The sequence below is a fragment of the Streptomyces afghaniensis genome, assembly GCF_044327915.1.
GTDB classification, from domain to species: Bacteria; Actinomycetota; Actinomycetes; order Streptomycetales; family Streptomycetaceae; genus Streptomyces; species Streptomyces afghaniensis.
In genome coordinates, this window is sequence record NZ_JBIRGJ010000006.1 from 94,932 (window position 1) to 111,541 (window position 16,610).

15 protein-coding genes and 1 pseudogene are annotated in these 16,610 nt (G+C 69.7%); 14 read left to right on the forward strand and 2 right to left on the reverse strand.

The annotated features are described in order from the left end of the window. Nucleotides 1-121: 121 nt before the first annotated feature. From ACH4G3_RS22850 to ACH4G3_RS22905, 12 genes are all read left to right on the forward strand, one after another. Entirely contained in the window at nucleotides 122-1,642 is a 1,521-nt protein-coding gene (locus tag ACH4G3_RS22850) for a B12-binding domain-containing radical SAM protein (protein ID WP_397626264.1), read from the forward strand. Between the two features lie 181 nt (nucleotides 1,643-1,823). Continuing rightward, a complete protein-coding gene (locus tag ACH4G3_RS22855; protein WP_397626265.1) occupies nucleotides 1,824-2,984 on the forward strand; it encodes a hypothetical protein in 1,161 nt (386 codons plus the stop codon). Between the two features lie 150 nt (nucleotides 2,985-3,134). Continuing rightward, on the forward strand, nucleotides 3,135-4,190 hold the full coding sequence (locus ACH4G3_RS22860; RefSeq protein ID WP_397626266.1) for a hypothetical protein: 1,056 nt from the start codon (nucleotides 3,135-3,137) through the stop codon (nucleotides 4,188-4,190). Between the two features lie 72 nt (nucleotides 4,191-4,262). Next, on the forward strand, nucleotides 4,263-4,940 hold the full coding sequence (locus tag ACH4G3_RS22865) for a UbiX family flavin prenyltransferase (RefSeq protein ID WP_397626267.1): 678 nt from the start codon (nucleotides 4,263-4,265) through the stop codon (nucleotides 4,938-4,940). A 78-nt stretch (nucleotides 4,941-5,018) separates the two neighbouring features. Further along, on the forward strand, nucleotides 5,019-5,474 hold the full coding sequence (locus ACH4G3_RS22870) for an Lrp/AsnC family transcriptional regulator (RefSeq protein ID WP_059424549.1): 456 nt from the start codon (nucleotides 5,019-5,021) through the stop codon (nucleotides 5,472-5,474). Nucleotides 5,475-5,511: 37 nt separating this feature from the next. Then, the gene (mqnE, locus tag ACH4G3_RS22875; RefSeq protein ID WP_397626268.1) at nucleotides 5,512-6,675 is read left to right on the forward strand and encodes an aminofutalosine synthase MqnE; all 1,164 of its coding nucleotides are present in this window, start codon (nucleotides 5,512-5,514) and stop codon (nucleotides 6,673-6,675) included. A 24-nt stretch (nucleotides 6,676-6,699) separates the two neighbouring features. Further along, entirely contained in the window at nucleotides 6,700-7,350 is a 651-nt protein-coding gene (locus ACH4G3_RS22880) for a UdgX family uracil-DNA binding protein (RefSeq protein WP_397626269.1), read from the forward strand. Between the two features lie 16 nt (nucleotides 7,351-7,366). Beyond that, nucleotides 7,367-7,888, forward strand: a complete 522-nt coding sequence (locus tag ACH4G3_RS22885) for a GNAT family N-acetyltransferase (protein WP_397626270.1) — start codon at nucleotides 7,367-7,369, stop codon at nucleotides 7,886-7,888. A 104-nt stretch (nucleotides 7,889-7,992) separates the two neighbouring features. Next, nucleotides 7,993-8,292 carry a DUF4229 domain-containing protein gene (locus ACH4G3_RS22890; RefSeq protein ID WP_397626271.1) on the forward strand — a complete coding sequence of 100 codons (300 nt, stop codon included), beginning with the start codon at nucleotides 7,993-7,995 and terminating at the stop codon, nucleotides 8,290-8,292. A gap of 166 nt (nucleotides 8,293-8,458) precedes the next feature. Then, nucleotides 8,459-8,536: a putative leader peptide gene (locus ACH4G3_RS22895; RefSeq protein WP_354744256.1), complete on the forward strand. Its 78-nt coding sequence runs from the start codon at nucleotides 8,459-8,461 to the stop codon at nucleotides 8,534-8,536. Between the two features lie 64 nt (nucleotides 8,537-8,600). Further along, nucleotides 8,601-9,902, forward strand: a complete 1,302-nt coding sequence (locus ACH4G3_RS22900; protein WP_397626272.1) for a dicarboxylate/amino acid:cation symporter — start codon at nucleotides 8,601-8,603, stop codon at nucleotides 9,900-9,902. 77 nt (nucleotides 9,903-9,979) lie between these two features. Continuing rightward, nucleotides 9,980-10,645, forward strand: coding sequence for a TetR/AcrR family transcriptional regulator (locus ACH4G3_RS22905; RefSeq protein ID WP_397626273.1), 666 nt, complete (start codon nucleotides 9,980-9,982; stop codon nucleotides 10,643-10,645). Here the strand turns inward: ACH4G3_RS22905 and ACH4G3_RS22910 are convergent. Then, the gene (locus ACH4G3_RS22910) at nucleotides 10,633-11,517 is read right to left on the reverse strand and encodes a MaoC family dehydratase (protein ID WP_397626274.1); all 885 of its coding nucleotides are present in this window, start codon (nucleotides 11,515-11,517) and stop codon (nucleotides 10,633-10,635) included. The genes ACH4G3_RS22905 and ACH4G3_RS22910 overlap by 13 nt on opposite strands. Next, nucleotides 11,517-12,824 (reverse strand): 3-oxoacyl-ACP reductase, encoded by a 1,308-nt coding sequence (locus ACH4G3_RS22915; protein WP_397626275.1) that lies wholly within the window; start codon nucleotides 12,822-12,824, stop codon nucleotides 11,517-11,519. The genes ACH4G3_RS22910 and ACH4G3_RS22915 overlap by 1 nt, the downstream gene beginning before the upstream one ends. A gap of 93 nt (nucleotides 12,825-12,917) precedes the next feature. On the opposite strand from ACH4G3_RS22915, the pseudogene ACH4G3_RS22920 reads away from it, so the two are divergent. Together ACH4G3_RS22920 and ACH4G3_RS22925 are read left to right on the forward strand one after the other, a co-directional pair. Continuing rightward, nucleotides 12,918-14,200, forward strand: a pseudogene (locus ACH4G3_RS22920) (acetyl-CoA C-acetyltransferase). Nucleotides 14,201-14,430: 230 nt separating this feature from the next. Beyond that, complete coding sequence (locus ACH4G3_RS22925) at nucleotides 14,431-16,350, forward strand: AMP-dependent synthetase/ligase (RefSeq protein WP_397626276.1); 1,920 nt, start codon at nucleotides 14,431-14,433, stop codon at nucleotides 16,348-16,350. Nucleotides 16,351-16,610 lie beyond the last annotated feature (260 nt).

The following is a 16,610-nucleotide window of genomic DNA, read 5'->3' on the forward strand; positions in this document are numbered from 1 at the left end:
CGCCGCACTGGCGTACGCCCGGCTCCCGACCGGCGCTGTCCTGCGCCCTTGACCCCGCCTGTCGCGTGCCCGATGCTCCAGATGTGCGGGTCGCGGTGCACGGCGGAAGGCAGGGGGAGCCATGGACGGCGACGGTGTCCGGCAGGCTCTGCTCGTAGCACCCTCCTACGATCATGACGAATACCTCGGGGCGGAGAGCCTCGGGATTCGTTCGGTCGCGGCCACCCTCCTCGGCGAGGGCGCACGGGTGACGGTGGTGGACGAGTGTCCGGCCGAACCCTCGGCGGAGGTTCTCCGCGTGGCCGGCCAGTCCTCGTTGATCGGGATAGGCGCACTGTTCACGCGGCAGATCCCCGACGCTCTCGCCCTGGCACGCACCTTCAGAGCGGTATCGCCCGACGCGCACATCACCATCGGGGGCCAGGGCTCCTACTCCCTCTGGCCCCGCATGCTCGAAGAGTGCGAGGCGTTGAATTCGGCCTGTCTCAACGAGGCGGAGGAGACCGTCTCCGAGTTATGGCGGCACATCGTCGCAGGGGAAAGCCCCGGCACTGTGCGGGGGATGTATCTCAGGCTCGGCGGTGAGCTTCTCTTCACCGGCCCGCGGGCACCGACCGAGGATCTCGACGCGCTGCCTCTGCCGTTCCGCGGCGGTCGCGAGAACGCCTACGCGGACAGTCACGTCACCCTGTGCACGAGCCGGGGCTGCGCGGCTCACTGCTCGTTCTGCCAGTCGGGGAACTACGCCAATCGTCATCCCGGAGCACCGCGCTGGCGGTATCGCTCGGCGGAACACGTCGTCGACGAGATCGAGCACTTACAACAGGCGTACGGCGCCCGCATGTTCAGCATCGTCGACGACGATTTCCTGGGCGGTGACGGCCGGGGGATACAGCGGGCCCAGGACTTCGCCCGGCTGGTGCGGACACGGGGACTGGACATCAGGTTCGCCATCGAATGCCGCATCAGCGAGCTGGAAGCGGCGCTGCTGACGACCCTGCGGGACGTCGGGCTCCGCCACGTGCTGATCGGGATCGAGTCCGCGAACGACGCGGACCTCAGGTTGTACGCGAAGCGCACCACCCCTCAGCAGGCGGCAGAAGCCATCGCGTTGCTCAGGAAGAGCGACATCGAGTACTCGGTCGGATTCATCATGTTCCAGCCGCTGTCCGACCTCGGCGGGATCAGGACGAACCTCGACTTCCTGCTGGCGAACAACGTGGGAAGCTACCGCAGGATCGTGAACCGGCTGGAGGTCTATCCGGGGTCCCCCCTCATCGGGTATTTCCGACGGAAGCAGGTGCATTTCTGGGAGGAGTCCTACCGGATGTACTACGACTTCCAGGACCCGCGGGTGGCCCTGCTGTACGAGGCATTCGTGAAGCTCCTCAAGCCTTTCGAGGAGCTGGAGAGCACCGCGGCCCGGGCCATATTCAGGCTGCGCGCCGAAGAGGGGCCTGCCGAGCTGCACGCCCTCCGGCGTCTGACCGAAGTCACGGAGAACATCACGCGCGCCCTGCTGGCCACCGCCTATCGCTGTCTCCAGGTGGCCGAAAGCGGTGGCGTTCCAGCCGACGACAAGCGGCTCGTGGCCTACGCGGCCGGTCGGGTGGACGAGTTGAGAAACGTTTTGTCTCCCTGACGGAGAAAAACGCGGCACACGCGAAAGGGGGTGAGTTCCATGTGGGTCAACGGCAACGGTGGTGGTGGCTGACAGCAGCCGTCGGAACGACCGGCCCGGCGGAGCGTGAGTACGATACGGTCGCGTCCGTCCCCGCCGGGCCGGGGGCCATGGAAGCGGAATAAGACAGGGGTGCTGAGCTGTGCGGTTTTCCGACTACTTGTTCGGAGGGATCTATCTCACTGCTTGCCGGTTTGCCAACATTGAGCGCTTTGCTTCCTATGTGACCGATGTAGTGGGCGCGGACACCGAAGTCGCCTCCGCATCGGCGGCTTCCGCCCTTCTCCGGGAGGCCGCCGACCGTATCGACACCGCGCCGGAGTCGGTGGTCTCCACGGAAGAAGAGGCGCAACGCAGGCTCGTCGCGCGGGACCTCCGCCTAATGGCCTCCGCCGAACTGGAACGGGTCGACGAGTTCAGTTCCGTCGAGGAGCGACTGGACCACTTCGGCCCCCGCCTCCAAGCCCTCATCGCCGACCTGGGGCTGGATGTGAGGGAATCACCCCTGCGGATCGTCGACAGCTTTCCCGAACCGTTCCACCGCTTCGACTGGGCGGCTTTTGCGCCGGACTCCGAGGACGAGGAGAATTTCGGCATCCCGTCCGGAGTGTATTTCCGCCGAGACAAGCTGAGGCCCTTCTACAGCGAAGCTCTGTTCGCCCATGAAGTGGTGCACACCGTGACCGGAAGAGTCGACCCCGACGTCTATGCCATGGGGCTCGAAGAAGGGATCGCCGAGGTCCTCGGAACCTGTTACGCGGGCTCCGCCGTGCTGCCGGAAAAGGCGCTGAAGAACATTCTCGTGCACGGTCGGCACGGTGTGCAGAGGCCGAAGCTCTGGACGGTCTATCTGAATCACATGCGACAGGCGAGCCTGATCTACGACGTATTCGGGCTCGACGGTCTTTCCGAGCTGATCAGGAGTGGCCGAAAGGCCATTCATGACGCCGAGCACGCCGTGCTGAGTGGTGACGTGAGAGACCTCGACCTGCCCAAGGGGAAGGGTGATCCCAAAACCACGAGAATCCTCGACTTCGCGTGCCGCGGATATCTGTCCGCTCACGTCTTCTCGCCGCTCGAATGTCTTGTGCTGCTGAGCGTCCGGCGCGGTTCGACCGTGGCAGAGATCTGCGGCGATGCGGGAGTCGACCCGCAGGCAGGGGTTCCCGTGCTGGAGAAACTCGGTGCCGGGTCGGCCCTGTTCGTGCAGAACGGAAACGAGATCGCTTATTCGAATGTCGAGCGCTATCTGCGTGCGGAGGAATCAGCGCACACGGCGCTCACCAGATACCTTCCGCTCTGACCGCGCATCCGACTGACGGGGGAGATCGTGGCGGCACCCAACGGACCGAATCCTGGCGCCCGCCGCACGCTGGGCAGCGCCTTGACGGACCTGTACCGCAGTCGTGGGCTTCTCCTCGGTCTCCTGGCGATAGCGGTGGGCGTCATTCTCATGACCACAGTGCCGCAGGACACGGTCTACATAGTCCGCGAGCCGGACGGCGACTACGTCCTGAACAAGGGCGCCGAGACCCTCCAGAGCCGACTGCACCTCTTCGACATCGGAAACGCGATCTTCCAGACCGGCCTGGTGATCGTGCTGTTCCAGGTCCTCCTCAACCAGATCGCCGACGACCGACTTGTCGAGCAGGTCAGAAACATCATGGACGCCGAGCAGGAGATGGTCCGTGAAGCCGTGGCCCGGTCGATGGCGGCGGGTCAGCACATAAGGTCGCTGGAGCTCTCCGCCGCCGAACTGGACCGGGTCATCGAAAGTGCCGTGCATCTGCGCTCCGGCAGCTCCGAACTCGGCTCCGTGGTGGCACGCAAGCTCCGACTCGGGGTCTTCGAATCGGAGGAGATCTGGCGGAACCTGGTCGTCCGGGCCGAGATCCTGGAGATCGAGTCCGCCGCTCCGGGCGGCCGGGACCACGACTACTACACGGTGTACTTCCAGTTCGGCTACCACACCAACAACACCCGCCGCACCAGGTTCTCCTTCAAGGTGGCTACCTGGGGCGAGGAGTACGACCGGACTCTCCGTGCCCATGATCTGGGGGGAATCTGGCGCCTGCCGTCCACCGGCGAGTTCGACGCGGACTGGACCAGCGGCTTCTCCCTCACGTCCGTCTCCTTCGCCGGCCGGTCGGTCCCGGTCGGACTGAACGAGGCCGACCGTGAGTTCTTCGTCCACATCCCTGTGGACGAGTTCGAGGACGCCGAAAGCGTCAGGGTCCAGTACTCCTTCATGGCCAAGGTGCGGGCGGACGGCAACCTGCTGAGTTTCGAGGTGCCGAGACCCACGTTCGGGGCCAATTACTCCGTGAGTGTGGGAGTGAACGACATAGAGAGCATCAGGGCTCTCGACTACTTCGGCGCCACCCGCCCCGCCTCGATCGACTACAGCCCCGGACTCTCGGCGACCCGGGTGGTCAGCGTCAGCATCGACGACTGGATCCTGCCGAAGGCAGGCATGGTGCTCGTGTGGAAGCGGGGCGGCCACCCGTGACGTGCGCCCCCAGGGTTCTGGACGCGCCCGGCCGGTCCTGAGGAGCGACCCGTCCGCCGGTAGGCTCAAGACGTGAACGCAGGAGAAACGCAGCGCAGGCCTTGGATCGTGGGGGTGTCGGGAGCGTCCGGTACACCGTATGCGGCCGCCGTGCTGCGTGCGTTGCTGGAGGCCAGGGAGAGCGTCGACCTGGTGGTCAGCCGGGCCTCCCGCCTCACCCTGCTCGACGAGACCGGGATCTCCTTCCGGGACGCCCACTGGCAGGACGACCTGCGGGAATGGCTGTCCCGGGGGGCCGACGGCAAGCCCGGCACGTTCTCCGTGGACATCGGCGCCGTACGGCACTGGAGCGCCGGCGACCTGGCCGCCGGGCCCTCCTCGGGGTCGTACCCCACCAAGGGCATGCTGATCGTGCCCGCCTCGACCGCGAGCGTGGCCGGGGTCGCGCTCGGGCTGTCGAAGGACCTGTTGCAGCGGGCGGCGAGCGTGACCCTGAAGGAGAGCCGCCCCCTGGTCGTGGCCGTGCGCGAGACCCCGCTGAACGGTCAGACCCTGCGGCACCTGGTCACCCTCGACGACGCGGGTGCGACCGTCGTGCCCGCCTCACCCGCCTTCTACGCGGGCGCGACGCACATCCAGGACCTGGTGGACTTCGTCGCCGGACGCGTACTCGACGCGGCGGGCGTGCCGCACGGGCTCTACCGCCGTTGGCAAGGTGAGCTCGGCGGCGGATCACACCGCGCCGGCTGAGCCACACCCTGCACGGCAGCTGTACGTCATCACAACCACAGACTCTTCGGACAACTTCAGCGGAAGGCTTCGATCGCAATGGACGCGGTGGACAGGCAGCTCATCCAGGCCCTGAGGGAGAACGGCCGGGCCTCCTACGCGGAGCTGGGACGCCTCGTCGGGCTGTCGGGACCCAGCGTCACCGACCGCATCAACCGGCTGGAGGCGGCCGGAGTCATCACCGGTTACCGGGCCACCGTCGACGCCGCCTCGCTCGGCCTCGGTGTCACCGCCCTCATCGGCATCTCGCTCTCCGACGCCACGGACCACGAGGACGTGGCGCAGCGGCTGAGGGATCTCTCCGAGATCGAGGACTGCTGGTTCATCGCGGGCGACGACTCGTACATGCTCAAGGTGCGGGCGGAGAACGTGGACGGCCTGGAGAAGATCATCCGGCGGCTCAGCGGCACGAAGGGTGTGTCCCGGACGCGTACGACCATCGTGCTCTCCACGAAGTGGGAGAACCGGGTCGGAGAGCTGCCGGAAGAGGCGTAGTCGTACGGTTGGGACGTCGTCGTAGAAAGGTGTGGGCATGGATCTCGGGCTCAAGCGCGAGCTGGAGGAAAAGGTCAGGGCCGGTGAGCGGCTGACCCGTGAGGACGGCATCGCGCTGTACGAGTCGGACGACCTGGCCTGGCTCGGCGGCCTCGCACACGAGGTGCGCACGCGCAAGAACGGCGACGTCGTGCACTTCAACGTCAACCGCCACCTCAACATGACCAACGTGTGCACGGCCTCCTGCGCGTACTGCTCCTTCCAGCGCAAGCCGGGGGAGAAGGACGCGTACACGATGCGCATCGAGGAGGCCGTCAAGCTCGCCAAGGCGATGGAGAGCGAGAACCTCACCGAGCTGCACATCGTCAACGGCCTGCACCCGAACCTGCCGTGGCGCTACTACCCGCGCTCGCTGCGGGAGTTGAAGGCCGCGCTGCCGCACGTCTCGCTGAAGGCCTTCACGGCGACCGAGATCCACCACTTCGAGACCATCTCCGGGATGAGCGCGTCCGAGATCCTCGACGAGCTGATCGACGCGGGTCTTGAGTCGCTGACCGGCGGCGGTGCGGAGATCTTCGACTGGGAGGTCCGGCAGCACATCGTGGACCACCGGACCCACTGGGAGGACTGGTCCCGGATTCACCGGCTGGCGCACGAGAAGGGTCTGAAGACCCCCTGCACGATGCTGTACGGCCACATCGAGGAGCCGCGGCACCGGGTGGATCACGTGCTGCGGCTGCGTGAGCTGCAGGACGAGACCGGGGGTTTCCAGGTCTTCATTCCGCTGCGGTACCAGCACGACTTCGTCGACATGCAGGACGGGAAGGTCCGCAACCGGCTGCAGGCCCGGACGCAGATGGCGACCGGGGCGGAGGCGCTGAAGACCTTCGCGGTGTCCCGGCTGCTGTTCGACAACGTGCCGCACGTGAAGGTCTTCTGGGTCATGCACGGCGTGCAGACCGCGCAGCTCGCGCTGCAGCACGGTGCCGACGACATGGACGGATCGGTCGTCGAGTACAAGATCACGCATGACGCGGACAACTTCGGCACGCCGAACAAGCTGACCCGTGAGGACCTGCTGGATCTCATTCGCGATGCCGGGTTCCGGCCGGTGGAGCGGAACACGCGGTACGAGATCATTCGGGAGTACGAGGGGCCGGACCCGGAGCGTCGCGAGTCTCCCCAGCCGATGCGGGTATGACCCTGAGCTGGGTACCCGGAGGGCATGGTTGCCACCAAGGCGCCTGAGGACGCCTACACCGCTGAACCGTTCGTTCCGGATCGCGGCGGCTTGCCCGCTCTGCGGCGGGCCGCTGCCGAGTGCCGGGGGTGTCCCCTGCACCGGGACGCCACCCAGACCGTGTTCGGGGCCGGGAGCAAGGACGCTCGCGTCATGCTCGTGGGGGAGCAGCCCGGGGATCAGGAGGACCGGCAGGGGAAGCCGTTCGTCGGGCCCGCCGGGCGGCTTCTGGACCGGGCCCTGGAGGAGGCGGGCATCGATCCCTCCGAGGCCTACGTCACCAACGCGGTCAAGCACTTCAAGTTCACCCAGGCCGAGCCGCGCAAGCGCCGGATCCACAAGGCGCCCAACCTGCGTGAGATGACCGCCTGCGGTCCCTGGCTGGCCGCCGAGCTCGCGGTCGTGGAGCCGGAGCTGATCATCGTCCTCGGGGCCACCGCGGGGAAGGCGCTGCTCGGGTCCTCCTTCCGGGTCACGCAGGTGCGGGGCACGGTGCTGGAGGAGGAGATCCACGGCCGGCCGGAGCGGCTGGTGCCGACGGTGCACCCGTCGTCGGTGCTGCGGGCGGACGACCGGGAAGCGGCGTACCGGGGGCTGCTGTCCGATCTGAAAGTGGCGGCGCACGCGCTCTCGTAATAGCTATCATCGGCCTATGCCCCTTACCTTCACGCTCGATCCCGCCGTCACCCCCGCCCTGCGCGACGGCCTGCTCGATCTGTGGACCGATGCCACCAACGCCGGGGGAGCCGTCGGCTTCGTGCCGCCGGTGACGCGCGAGGACGTGCGCCCCGAGTTGCTGAGGCACTTCGCGGCGATGTCGGAGGGCCGGGCCAGACTGCTCGTCGGGCAGGACGAGGAGGGCCGGGTCGCGGCGACCGCGTTTCTGACGTTCAACACGCACCACCTGATGACGCACTGGCTGTGGCTCTACACGGTGATGGTGCATCCGCGTCACCAGGGCAAGGGCTATGGGCGTGATCTGCTGGCCGTCGCCGAGGGCGCGGCCCGTGATCTCGGCTTCGAGGCGATCCGCCTCACCTGCCGGGGCGGTCTCGGCCTGGAGCGTTTCTACGCGTCCTGCGGCTACAAGGAGGTCGGCCGCGTCCCCGGCGCGATCCGGGTGGGGCCCGGTGAAGACCGGGAGGACATCTTCATGCTGCTGCCGCTCGCCTGAACCCCGGCTCGTACCCCCCTGCAAGATCGACCGTCCGGCGTGCTTCACTGGACGGGGCCCCTTTGGGTGCGTTCTGGCCGTTCGAACCGGAAGAGTGGATTGAGATGCTCCGCTACACGCTGATGCGCCTCGGGATCTTCGCAGGCTGCCTCGTGGTCGTCTGGGGCCTCGTCTACTCCGGCCTCGCCCCGCGCGGCCTCGGCTCCAGCAACGGCCTGTGGGTCGTGATGCTCGCCCTGCTGCTCTCCGCGCCGATCAGTTTCGTCGTGCTGCGCAAGGAGCGGGACCGGGCGTCCGTGCAGATCGTGCAGCGGGTGGACCGGATGAAGGCCAACCTGGAGGCCAACCGCAGCCAGGAGGACGTCGCCGACGACACGTCCCGGGCGCAGGGCCAGACCTCATAGGTCTCCTGACACAGGCGTACAGCGCCCCGTTTCCGTGCATACGCGGAAACGGGGCGCTTTGTGTTGTGTGGGTGAGTATGCGTTTCTGCCTGTCAAAGGTAGGCTTTGGGGTCCTCAAAGCTCGGGTGTTAAGGTCGTTGTCATGAAGTCAGCAGTCGCGCCCCCCATGCCTGAGAGCGTTCCGCTCGTGGCGCGCCTGCACGTGGATCTCTGCCGGTGCGCGTCCGCTGCCTGTCGTCCCTGACGTCACGCAACCCCCCCGTCGTCTCCCACGTCAGTCCCTACGCGTCCCCCAACGGAGCCCGTCCGTGTCCTCACGCACGAAGTCCTTCAAGGTGCCCTTCTGGGCCCAGATCATCGCCGGTCTCGTCCTGGGCGTGCTGCTCGGCTGGCTCGCCCGCAGCCAGGACCTGTCCTGGCTGATCACGTCCCTGGAGAAGGTCGGCGACACCTTCATAGGCCTGCTGAAGCTCGCCGTCGCCCCGCTCGTCTTCTTCGCGATCCTGGTCTCCATAACCAACCTGCGGAAGGTCAACAACGCGGCCCGCCTGGCCTCGCGCACCCTCCTGTGGTTCATGGCCACGTCGCTGATCGCGGTGAGCATCGGCCTCGTCATCGGCCTGGTCACCAACCCGGGCGCCGGCACCGGCCTCACCCCCAAGGACGGTGCGAAGCCCGACGACACCGGCTCCTGGATCGACTTCCTGACCGGCATCGTGCCGACCGACGTCATCACGCCGTTCACCGAGCTGAACGTGTTGCAGATCGTCTTCATGGCCGCCGTAGCCGGTATCGCCGCCCTCCAGCTCGGTGAGAAGGCCCAGCCGATCCTCACCCTCAGCGAGTCCGTCCTCGAACTGCTCCAGAAGGCCCTGTGGTGGGTCATCCGGCTCGCCCCGCTCGGCACCGTCGGCCTCATCGGCAACGCCATCGCCACCTACGGCTGGGACCTGATCGGCAAGTACGCGACGTTCACCGCCGACATCTACGTCGGCTGCCTGATCGTGCTGTTCGGCGTCTACCCGGCGCTGCTCGCGACCGTCGCCAAGGCCAACCCGGTCCAGTTCTTCAAGGGCGCCTGGCCCGCGATCCAGCTGGCCTTCGTCTCCCGCTCGTCCGTGGGCACGATGCCGCTGACCCAGAAGGTCACCGAGCGGCTCGGCGTGCCGAAGGAGTACGCGTCCTTCGCGGTGCCGTTCGGCGCCACGACCAAGATGGACGGCTGCGCCGCGATCTACCCGGCCATCGCCGCGATCTTCGTCGCCCAGATCTTCGGCATCCAGCTGGGTGTCGGCGACTATCTGCTGATCGCGTTCGTCTCGGTGGTCGGCTCCGCGGCCACCGCCGGTCTCACGGGCGCGACGGTCATGCTGACCCTCACCCTCTCCACCCTCGGCCTGCCGATGGAGGGCGTGGGCCTGCTCCTCGCGATCGACCCGATCCTCGACATGATCCGCACCGCGACCAACGTCGCCGGTCAGGCCCTGATCCCGGTCCTGGTCTCCGCCCGCGAGAACCTGCTCGACCGTGACGCCTACGCCACGGCCGACGGCTCCTCCCTGGACGAGCCGCGCGAGGCACGGCCCGAGCAGGTCCCGGCCGCGGCCTGACGCACCGACGCCCCCTGGCCGGTTCTCCCTCGGTTTCCCGGACGAGGGCCGGCCAGGGGGACCGTACGCTAAGCGGTATGGGTGCCGTGAAGACCAAGCGGATGCCGCGTGCGGTCCGTGAACAGCAGATGCTGGACGCCGCCGTGCAGACCTTCGGACAACGGGGCTACATGGCCGCGTCGATGGACGAGATAGCCGAACTCGCGGGCGTGTCCAAGCCGTTGGTCTACCTGTACCTGAACTCCAAGGAAGACCTCTTCACCAGCTGTATCCGCCGCGAGGCCAAGGCACTCGTCGAGGCCGTCCGGGCCGGTGTCCGGCCCGATCTGCCCGCCGACCGGCAACTGTGGGAAGGGCTCGGCGCGTTCTTCGCGCACACCGCCCGCAACCCGGACGCCTGGGCGGTCCTGCACCTCCAGGCCCGTACGCACGGCGAGCCCTTCGCCTCCGAAGTCGCCGCGATGCGCGAGGAGATCGTCACGTTCGTGACGCAGCTGATCCTCGCCGCCGCGCGCGAGGCCCACCACGACCCCGATCTCCCGGAACGCGAGGTCGCCGGTCTCGCCGAGGCCCTGGTCGGCGCCGCCGAGTCGCTCGCCGCCTGGGCGAACGCCACCCCGGGCGTCACGGCCCGCCAGGCCGCGGCCACGATGATGAACTTCGCCTGGGCGGGGCTGGGCGACCTCATGGCGGGGCGGCCGTGGTCACCGCCGGAGGAGCAGGCGGGCACTCAGGTGGGGTAGACGTCGCCCGTCAGATGGAGGCGGTCCTCCCGCCCCCGCAGTTCGAACCGGCCGTCCTGCGCCGCGTACGTCACCGTCCCCGGCAGCAGGACCGGTGCCCGGAACTCCGCGCGTAGGTGGCAGGAGGCAGGCGTGCCGTGTGCGGCGAGGCACCGCGCGACGGTCCACATGCCGTGGGCGATGGCCCGGGGGAAGCCGAACAGGCGGGCGGTGAGCGGGTGGAGATGGATCGGGTTGCGGTCGCCGGACGCCGCCGCGTACCGCCGTCCGACGTCCTCGGCGAGCCGCCACTCGGCGACGGCCGGCAGCGGCTTGCGTACTTCCTCCCGGGGCCCGGTCTCCTCCCGGAACATCCCGGTCTCCTCGCGGGGCGCCCCGGCGGGCCGTCGCGTGCGGTGCCGGGCGAGGTAGGTGCTCCTCGACTCCCATACGACGTCCCCGTCCTCGCGCACCTCGGTGACGACCGTCGCCTCCGTGCCGCGCCGGTGGGGTGCCAACCCCTGGACATACACCGTGAGTTCGTGCGCGCCGGTGGCCGGCATCGCCCGGTGCCGGGTGATCGTGATCGACGTGTGGACGAGTCCCAGCAGCGGCAGCGGAAAGTCCCGGCCGCTCATCAGCCGCATGGCCAGGGGGAATCCCAGCACGTGCGGATGGGTCACAGGCAGCGCGTCCTCCCCGGTCGGGAACCCGCAGACCCGCTCGTACGCCGCCAGCCGCGCGAGGTCGACGCGCAGGCCGGGCAGGACGAGCCGGGTGCGCGGGAACTGCGCGTCGGGGGCCGGGCGTTTGAAGGGGGACAGCACAGCGCCGCGCGCGAGGAGCGGGGCGAGGGAGGGGGACCCGGTGAGGACGAGAGCGGCGTCGGCCATCACGCCCCCAGCAGGCTCTGGCCGCATACGCGTACGACCTGCCCGTTGACCGCGCCCGAGGCCGGGTGCGCGAGCCAGGCGGTGGTCTCGGCGACATCGACCGGAAGACCGCCCTGCGCGAGGGAGTTCATACGGCGGCCGGCCTCGCGGATGAACAGCGGGACGGCGGCCGTCATCTTCGTCTCGATGAAGCCCGGCGCGACCGCGTTGACCGTCACCCCGTGTTCGGCGAGCGCGCGCGGCGCGAGGGAGCGGACCAGGCCGACGATGCCCGCCTTGCTCGCCCCGTAGTTGGTCTGGCCCGCGTTGCCGGCGATGCCCGCGATCGAGGCGGTCGCCACGATCCGGCCGCCCCGGTTCAGCGTCCCGGCCTTCAGCAGCGCGTCCGTCGTGCGCAGCACGCTCGCCAGGTTCACCTCCAGCACCGAAATCCAGCGCTCGGCGGGCATGTTCACCAGTCGCCGGTCCCGCGTGATGCCCGCGTTGTGGATCAGCAGGTCCAGGCCGTCCGGCAGGGCCTCGGCGATCCGCGCGCCCGCGTCGGCGGCCGTGATGTCGAGGAGCAGCGCGGTGCCGCCGAGCCGGTCGGCGACGCGCCGGGCGTCCCGCTCGGCCTGCGGCACATCGAGGACGACGACCCGGGCCCCGTCCCGGGCGAGCGTCTCGGCGACCGCCTCGCCGATGCCGCGCGCGGCACCGGTGACCAGGGCGGTGCGGCCGGCCAGAGGGCGGTCCCGGTCGAAGGGGGTGGCGGGCTCGTCGCCGGAGCCGATCTCGATCACCTGCCCGCTCACGTACGCCGACTTGGGCGACAGCAGGAAACGGAGCGTGGACTCGGCGGCCGCGGCGTCCGTGAGCCGGACCAGGTTCACGGTCCTGCCCCGGCCGATCTCCTTGCCCAGGGAGCGCGTGAAACCCTCCAGTGCCTGCTGGGCGGCGGCCTGGTGATGGTCGGCGGGGTCGAGCGGCGCGCCGAGCACGACCACGCGCCCGCTCGCCGCGACCGACCGCAGGACCGGGTGCAAGGCCGCGTGCACCTCGGCGAGCCCCTCGACGTCCCGCACCCCGCTCGCGTCCAGGACGACGGCCGCCGCACGGTCGGAGCCGACCGGGCCGATCCCCGTCCGGGCGAGGACCGGCGCCAGTTCGAGGCCGGACCTGCCGGCGGTGAGATGGCGGAGGCCTCCGTCCAGGGCGGGCCGCTCGGGGGACCAGCGGGTCAGCGCCGCGGGCTGGGGCAGACCGAGCCGGCGGGTGAGGAATCGGCCGGGCGCGGTGGCGGTGAAGCTCAGATAGCGGTCGGCCATGGCGACTCCCAGCTCGGATGACTGCTCACAATTGCTTACTCTGGAGTAAGGTTACCGTAGGTAAGGCTACGTCACAGGCGAGGAGCGGTCGAGATGAGCCCCGAGAAGACGTCGGTGCGGCGTGTGGCGGTCGTCGGCGGAGCGCGCATCCCGTTCGCCCGCTCCGACGGCCCGTACGCCACCGCCTCCAACCAGCAGATGCTCACCGCCGCCCTCGACGGCCTGGTCGAGCGGTTCGGGCTCCAGGAGCCGGGCGCGGTCGGCGAGTTCGTCGCCGGCGCGGTCCTCAAGCACAGCCGCGACTTCAACCTGGCCCGCGAAACGGTCCTCGGCTCGCGTCTGCACCCCACCACCCCGGCCTACGACATCCAGCAGGCCTGCGGCACCGGGCTCCAGGCCGTCATCGCCGCCGCCAACAAGATCGCACTCGGCCAGACCGAGTCGGCGGTCGCGGGCGGCGCCGACACGGCGAGCGACGCGCCCCTGGGCGTCAACGACACCCTGCGCCGCATCCGTTGGAGGCGCGCCGGGCGAAGTCGCTTGGCGGGCGCGTGAAGGCCCTGGCAAAGGTGCGCCCGGGCCACCTCGTCCCCGACATCCCGCGCAACGCCGAGCCGCGCACCGGCCTGTCCATGGGCGAACACGCCGCCGTCACCGCCCGCGCCTGGGGCATCGGCCGTGCGGCGCAGGACGAACTGGCGGCGGCCAGTCACCAGCGGCTGGCGGCGGCGTACGAACGCGGCTTCTTCCAGGACCTGGTGGTCCCCTTCCGCGGCCTGGCCCGCGACCAGAACCTGCGCCCCGGCTCGACCGCGGAGAAACTCGCCTCCCTGAAGCCGGTGTTCGGCCTCGACCACCCCGACCCGACCATGACGGCCGGCAACTCGACCCCGCTGACGGACGGGGCGGCGACCGTGCTGCTGACGAGCGAGGAGTGGGCCCGCGAGCGCGGCCTGGAGCCGCTGGCGTATCTCACCGCGTACGAGACGGCGGCCGTCGACTTCGTCGGCGGAGACGTCGCGGGCGGCGAGGACGGGCTGCTCATGGCGCCCGCGTACGCCGTTCCGCGGATGCTGGAGCGGGCCGGGCTCGGCCTGGCCGACTTCGACCTGGTGGAGATCCACGAGGCCTTCGCCTCCCAGGTGCTGGCGACGCTCGCGGCCTGGGAGAAGCGGGGCCTGGGCACGGTGGACCGCGCCCGGCTGAACGTCGCGGGCTCGTCCCTCGCCACCGGCCATCCCTTCGCCGCCACCGGTGCCCGGATCGTGGCGACCCTGGCCAAGCTGCTCGCCGAACGGGACGCGCCCGCCCGCGGGTTGATCTCCGTCTGCGCGGCGGGCGGGCAGGGCGTGACGGCGATCCTGGAGCGGGCCTGAGGCCGACGGCGTACCGAACCTGAAGGACCCTCACTTAACCCCCGAGAATGCACAGGCCTGGCTCCGGACCATCCCCGAACCCGCACAAACCCGCCACGTGAGGCCCGTACGATCCCGTTCCTACCGTCAGTAACCCCTTTCTGGGGGTTCAGCCGGTTGAGCGCCTCGGCGTGCGAGGCACGTACTCATGCAGCAAGCAGTTCCTTCGCTGCGCGCCCCAGGAGCCGCCCGTGTCCACTGCCCATCCCTCCTCCGCCTACGGCGACATCTACGGCGGACCGGTCCTGGTCGAACCCGAGACGCGGCGGCTGGACGGGGCCGTACGGGAGGCGTCCGTACCGCCGCTGGCGCCGCCGTGGACCCACGGGTCGCTCGCCGACCTGCCGTTCGACAACGCGAGCGCGTCCCCCGACGCCGTGGCGCTCAGCCGCAAGGACGCCGACGGGCGCTGGAGCGACGTCACGGCGGCCCGGTTCGCCGAGCAGGTGCTGGCCGTGGCGAAGGGACTGATCGCCGAAGGGCTGATGCCGGGCGACCGGATCGCGGTGATGGCCCGCACGATCTACGAGTGGACCGTCCTGGACTTCGCGGCCTGGGCGGCCGGTCTGGTCACCGTCCCCGTCTATCCCACGTCCTCCGTCTTCCAGGCCCGCTGGATCCTCCAGGACTCCGGCGCGGTCGCCCTGGTCACCGAGTTCGCCGGACAGGCCGCCGCACTCGGCCCGGAGCGCGAACGCCTGCCCGACCTCAGGCACATGTGGGTCGTGGAGAAGGGCCACATCGAGCGGCTGGCCGAAGCCGGCGCGCACCTCTCCGACCAGGAGGTGGAGGTGCGGCGCGGCATGCTGGGCCCCGACACCCTCGCCACCCTCGTCTACACCTCGGGCACCACGGGCCGCCCCAAGGGCTGCGCGCTCACCCACGGCAACTTCTTCGCCGAGGTCGACAACGCCATCGAGCTCCTCTACCCGGTCTTCAGGGCCAAGACCAGCGAAGAGGCCTCGGTTCTGCTGTTCCTGCCCATGTCCCACGTCTTCGGGCGCATGGTGGCGATCGCCTGCGTCCGCGCCCGCGTACGGCTGGGCCACGCCCCGAGCATCAAGGCGGAAAACCTGCTCCCGGACCTGGCGAGCTTCCGGCCGACCTGTCTGCTCGCCATCCCGTACATGCTGGAGAAGGTCTTCAACTCGGCCCGCGCCAAGGCCGAGGCGGGCGGCCGGGTCACGTCCTTCGACCGCGCGGTGGGGGTGGCGCGGCGCTACGGCGAGGCCATGGAGGCCCAGCAGACGGGCACCGGCCCCGGCCCCTCCCGCGCCCTCAAGGCCGCCCGGGTCTTCTACGACCCCCTGGTCTACCGCCGGATCCGCAACGCCATGGGCGGCAGGGTCCGTTACGCCATCTGCGGCGGCTCGCCCCTGGGCCGCCGGCTCGCCGCGTTCTACGCCGGAGCCGGCATCGAGATCTTCGAGGGCTACGGCCTGACGGAGACCACGGGCGCGTCGACCGTCACCCCGCCCCTGAAACCCCGCCTGGGCACGGTCGGCTGGCCCCTGCCCGGCACCCGCGTCCGGATCGCCGCCGACGGCGAGATCCTCCTCGCCGGCGACCACGTCCTGCGCGGCTACTGGGACCCCCAGGCCGGAGGCGTCGTACCAGCCGCCCCCGACGGCTGGCTCGCCACGGGCGACATCGGCGAACTGGACGACGAGGGCTATCTGACGATCACCGGCCGCAAGAAGGAACTGCTGATCACCGCGGGCGGCAAGAGCGTCGCCCCGGCGCCCCTGGAGAACTGGCTGCGCTCCCACCCGCTGATCTCCCAGTGCATGGTCGTGGGCGACGGCCGCCCCTTCGTCTCGGCCCTGATCACCCTGGACCCGGACGGCATCACCCACTGGCGCCAGATGAACGGCAAACACCCCGTACCGCCCAAGCTCCTCGTCGACGACGAGGAGCTCCGCGCCGTCCTCCAGCGCGCCGTCGACGAGGCCAACAAGATGGTCTCCCGCCCCGAGTCCATCCGCCGCTTCGCGATCCTCCCCGAGGATTTCTCCGAGGAGGCGGGCCATCTGACCCCGTCGATGAAGCTCCGCCGCGAGGCGGTGATGCGCGCCTTCGCGGCGGAAGTGGAGGGCCTGTACACGCGGTGAGGCACCGGGCCCGCGCCGGCAGACGGCGCAGACCGTCCTGTCCCCCGGGGAGCCGGACGAGGCGCTGCGCCGTTACGCCACGCGCATCCGTGTTCGTCACGCCCACCGCACGGGCCGACCCGCCGCCCGTGGAACTGCCCCGCGACAGTGCTGGCCGGCCCGCACGAGGACCGTCTCGTCCTGCTCGGCGACCCCCGGCGGACCCCACCGGCTTTCCTGAGAAGGGCCCGGCGGCGAGCCGCCACTCGGCCTTTGCGAGG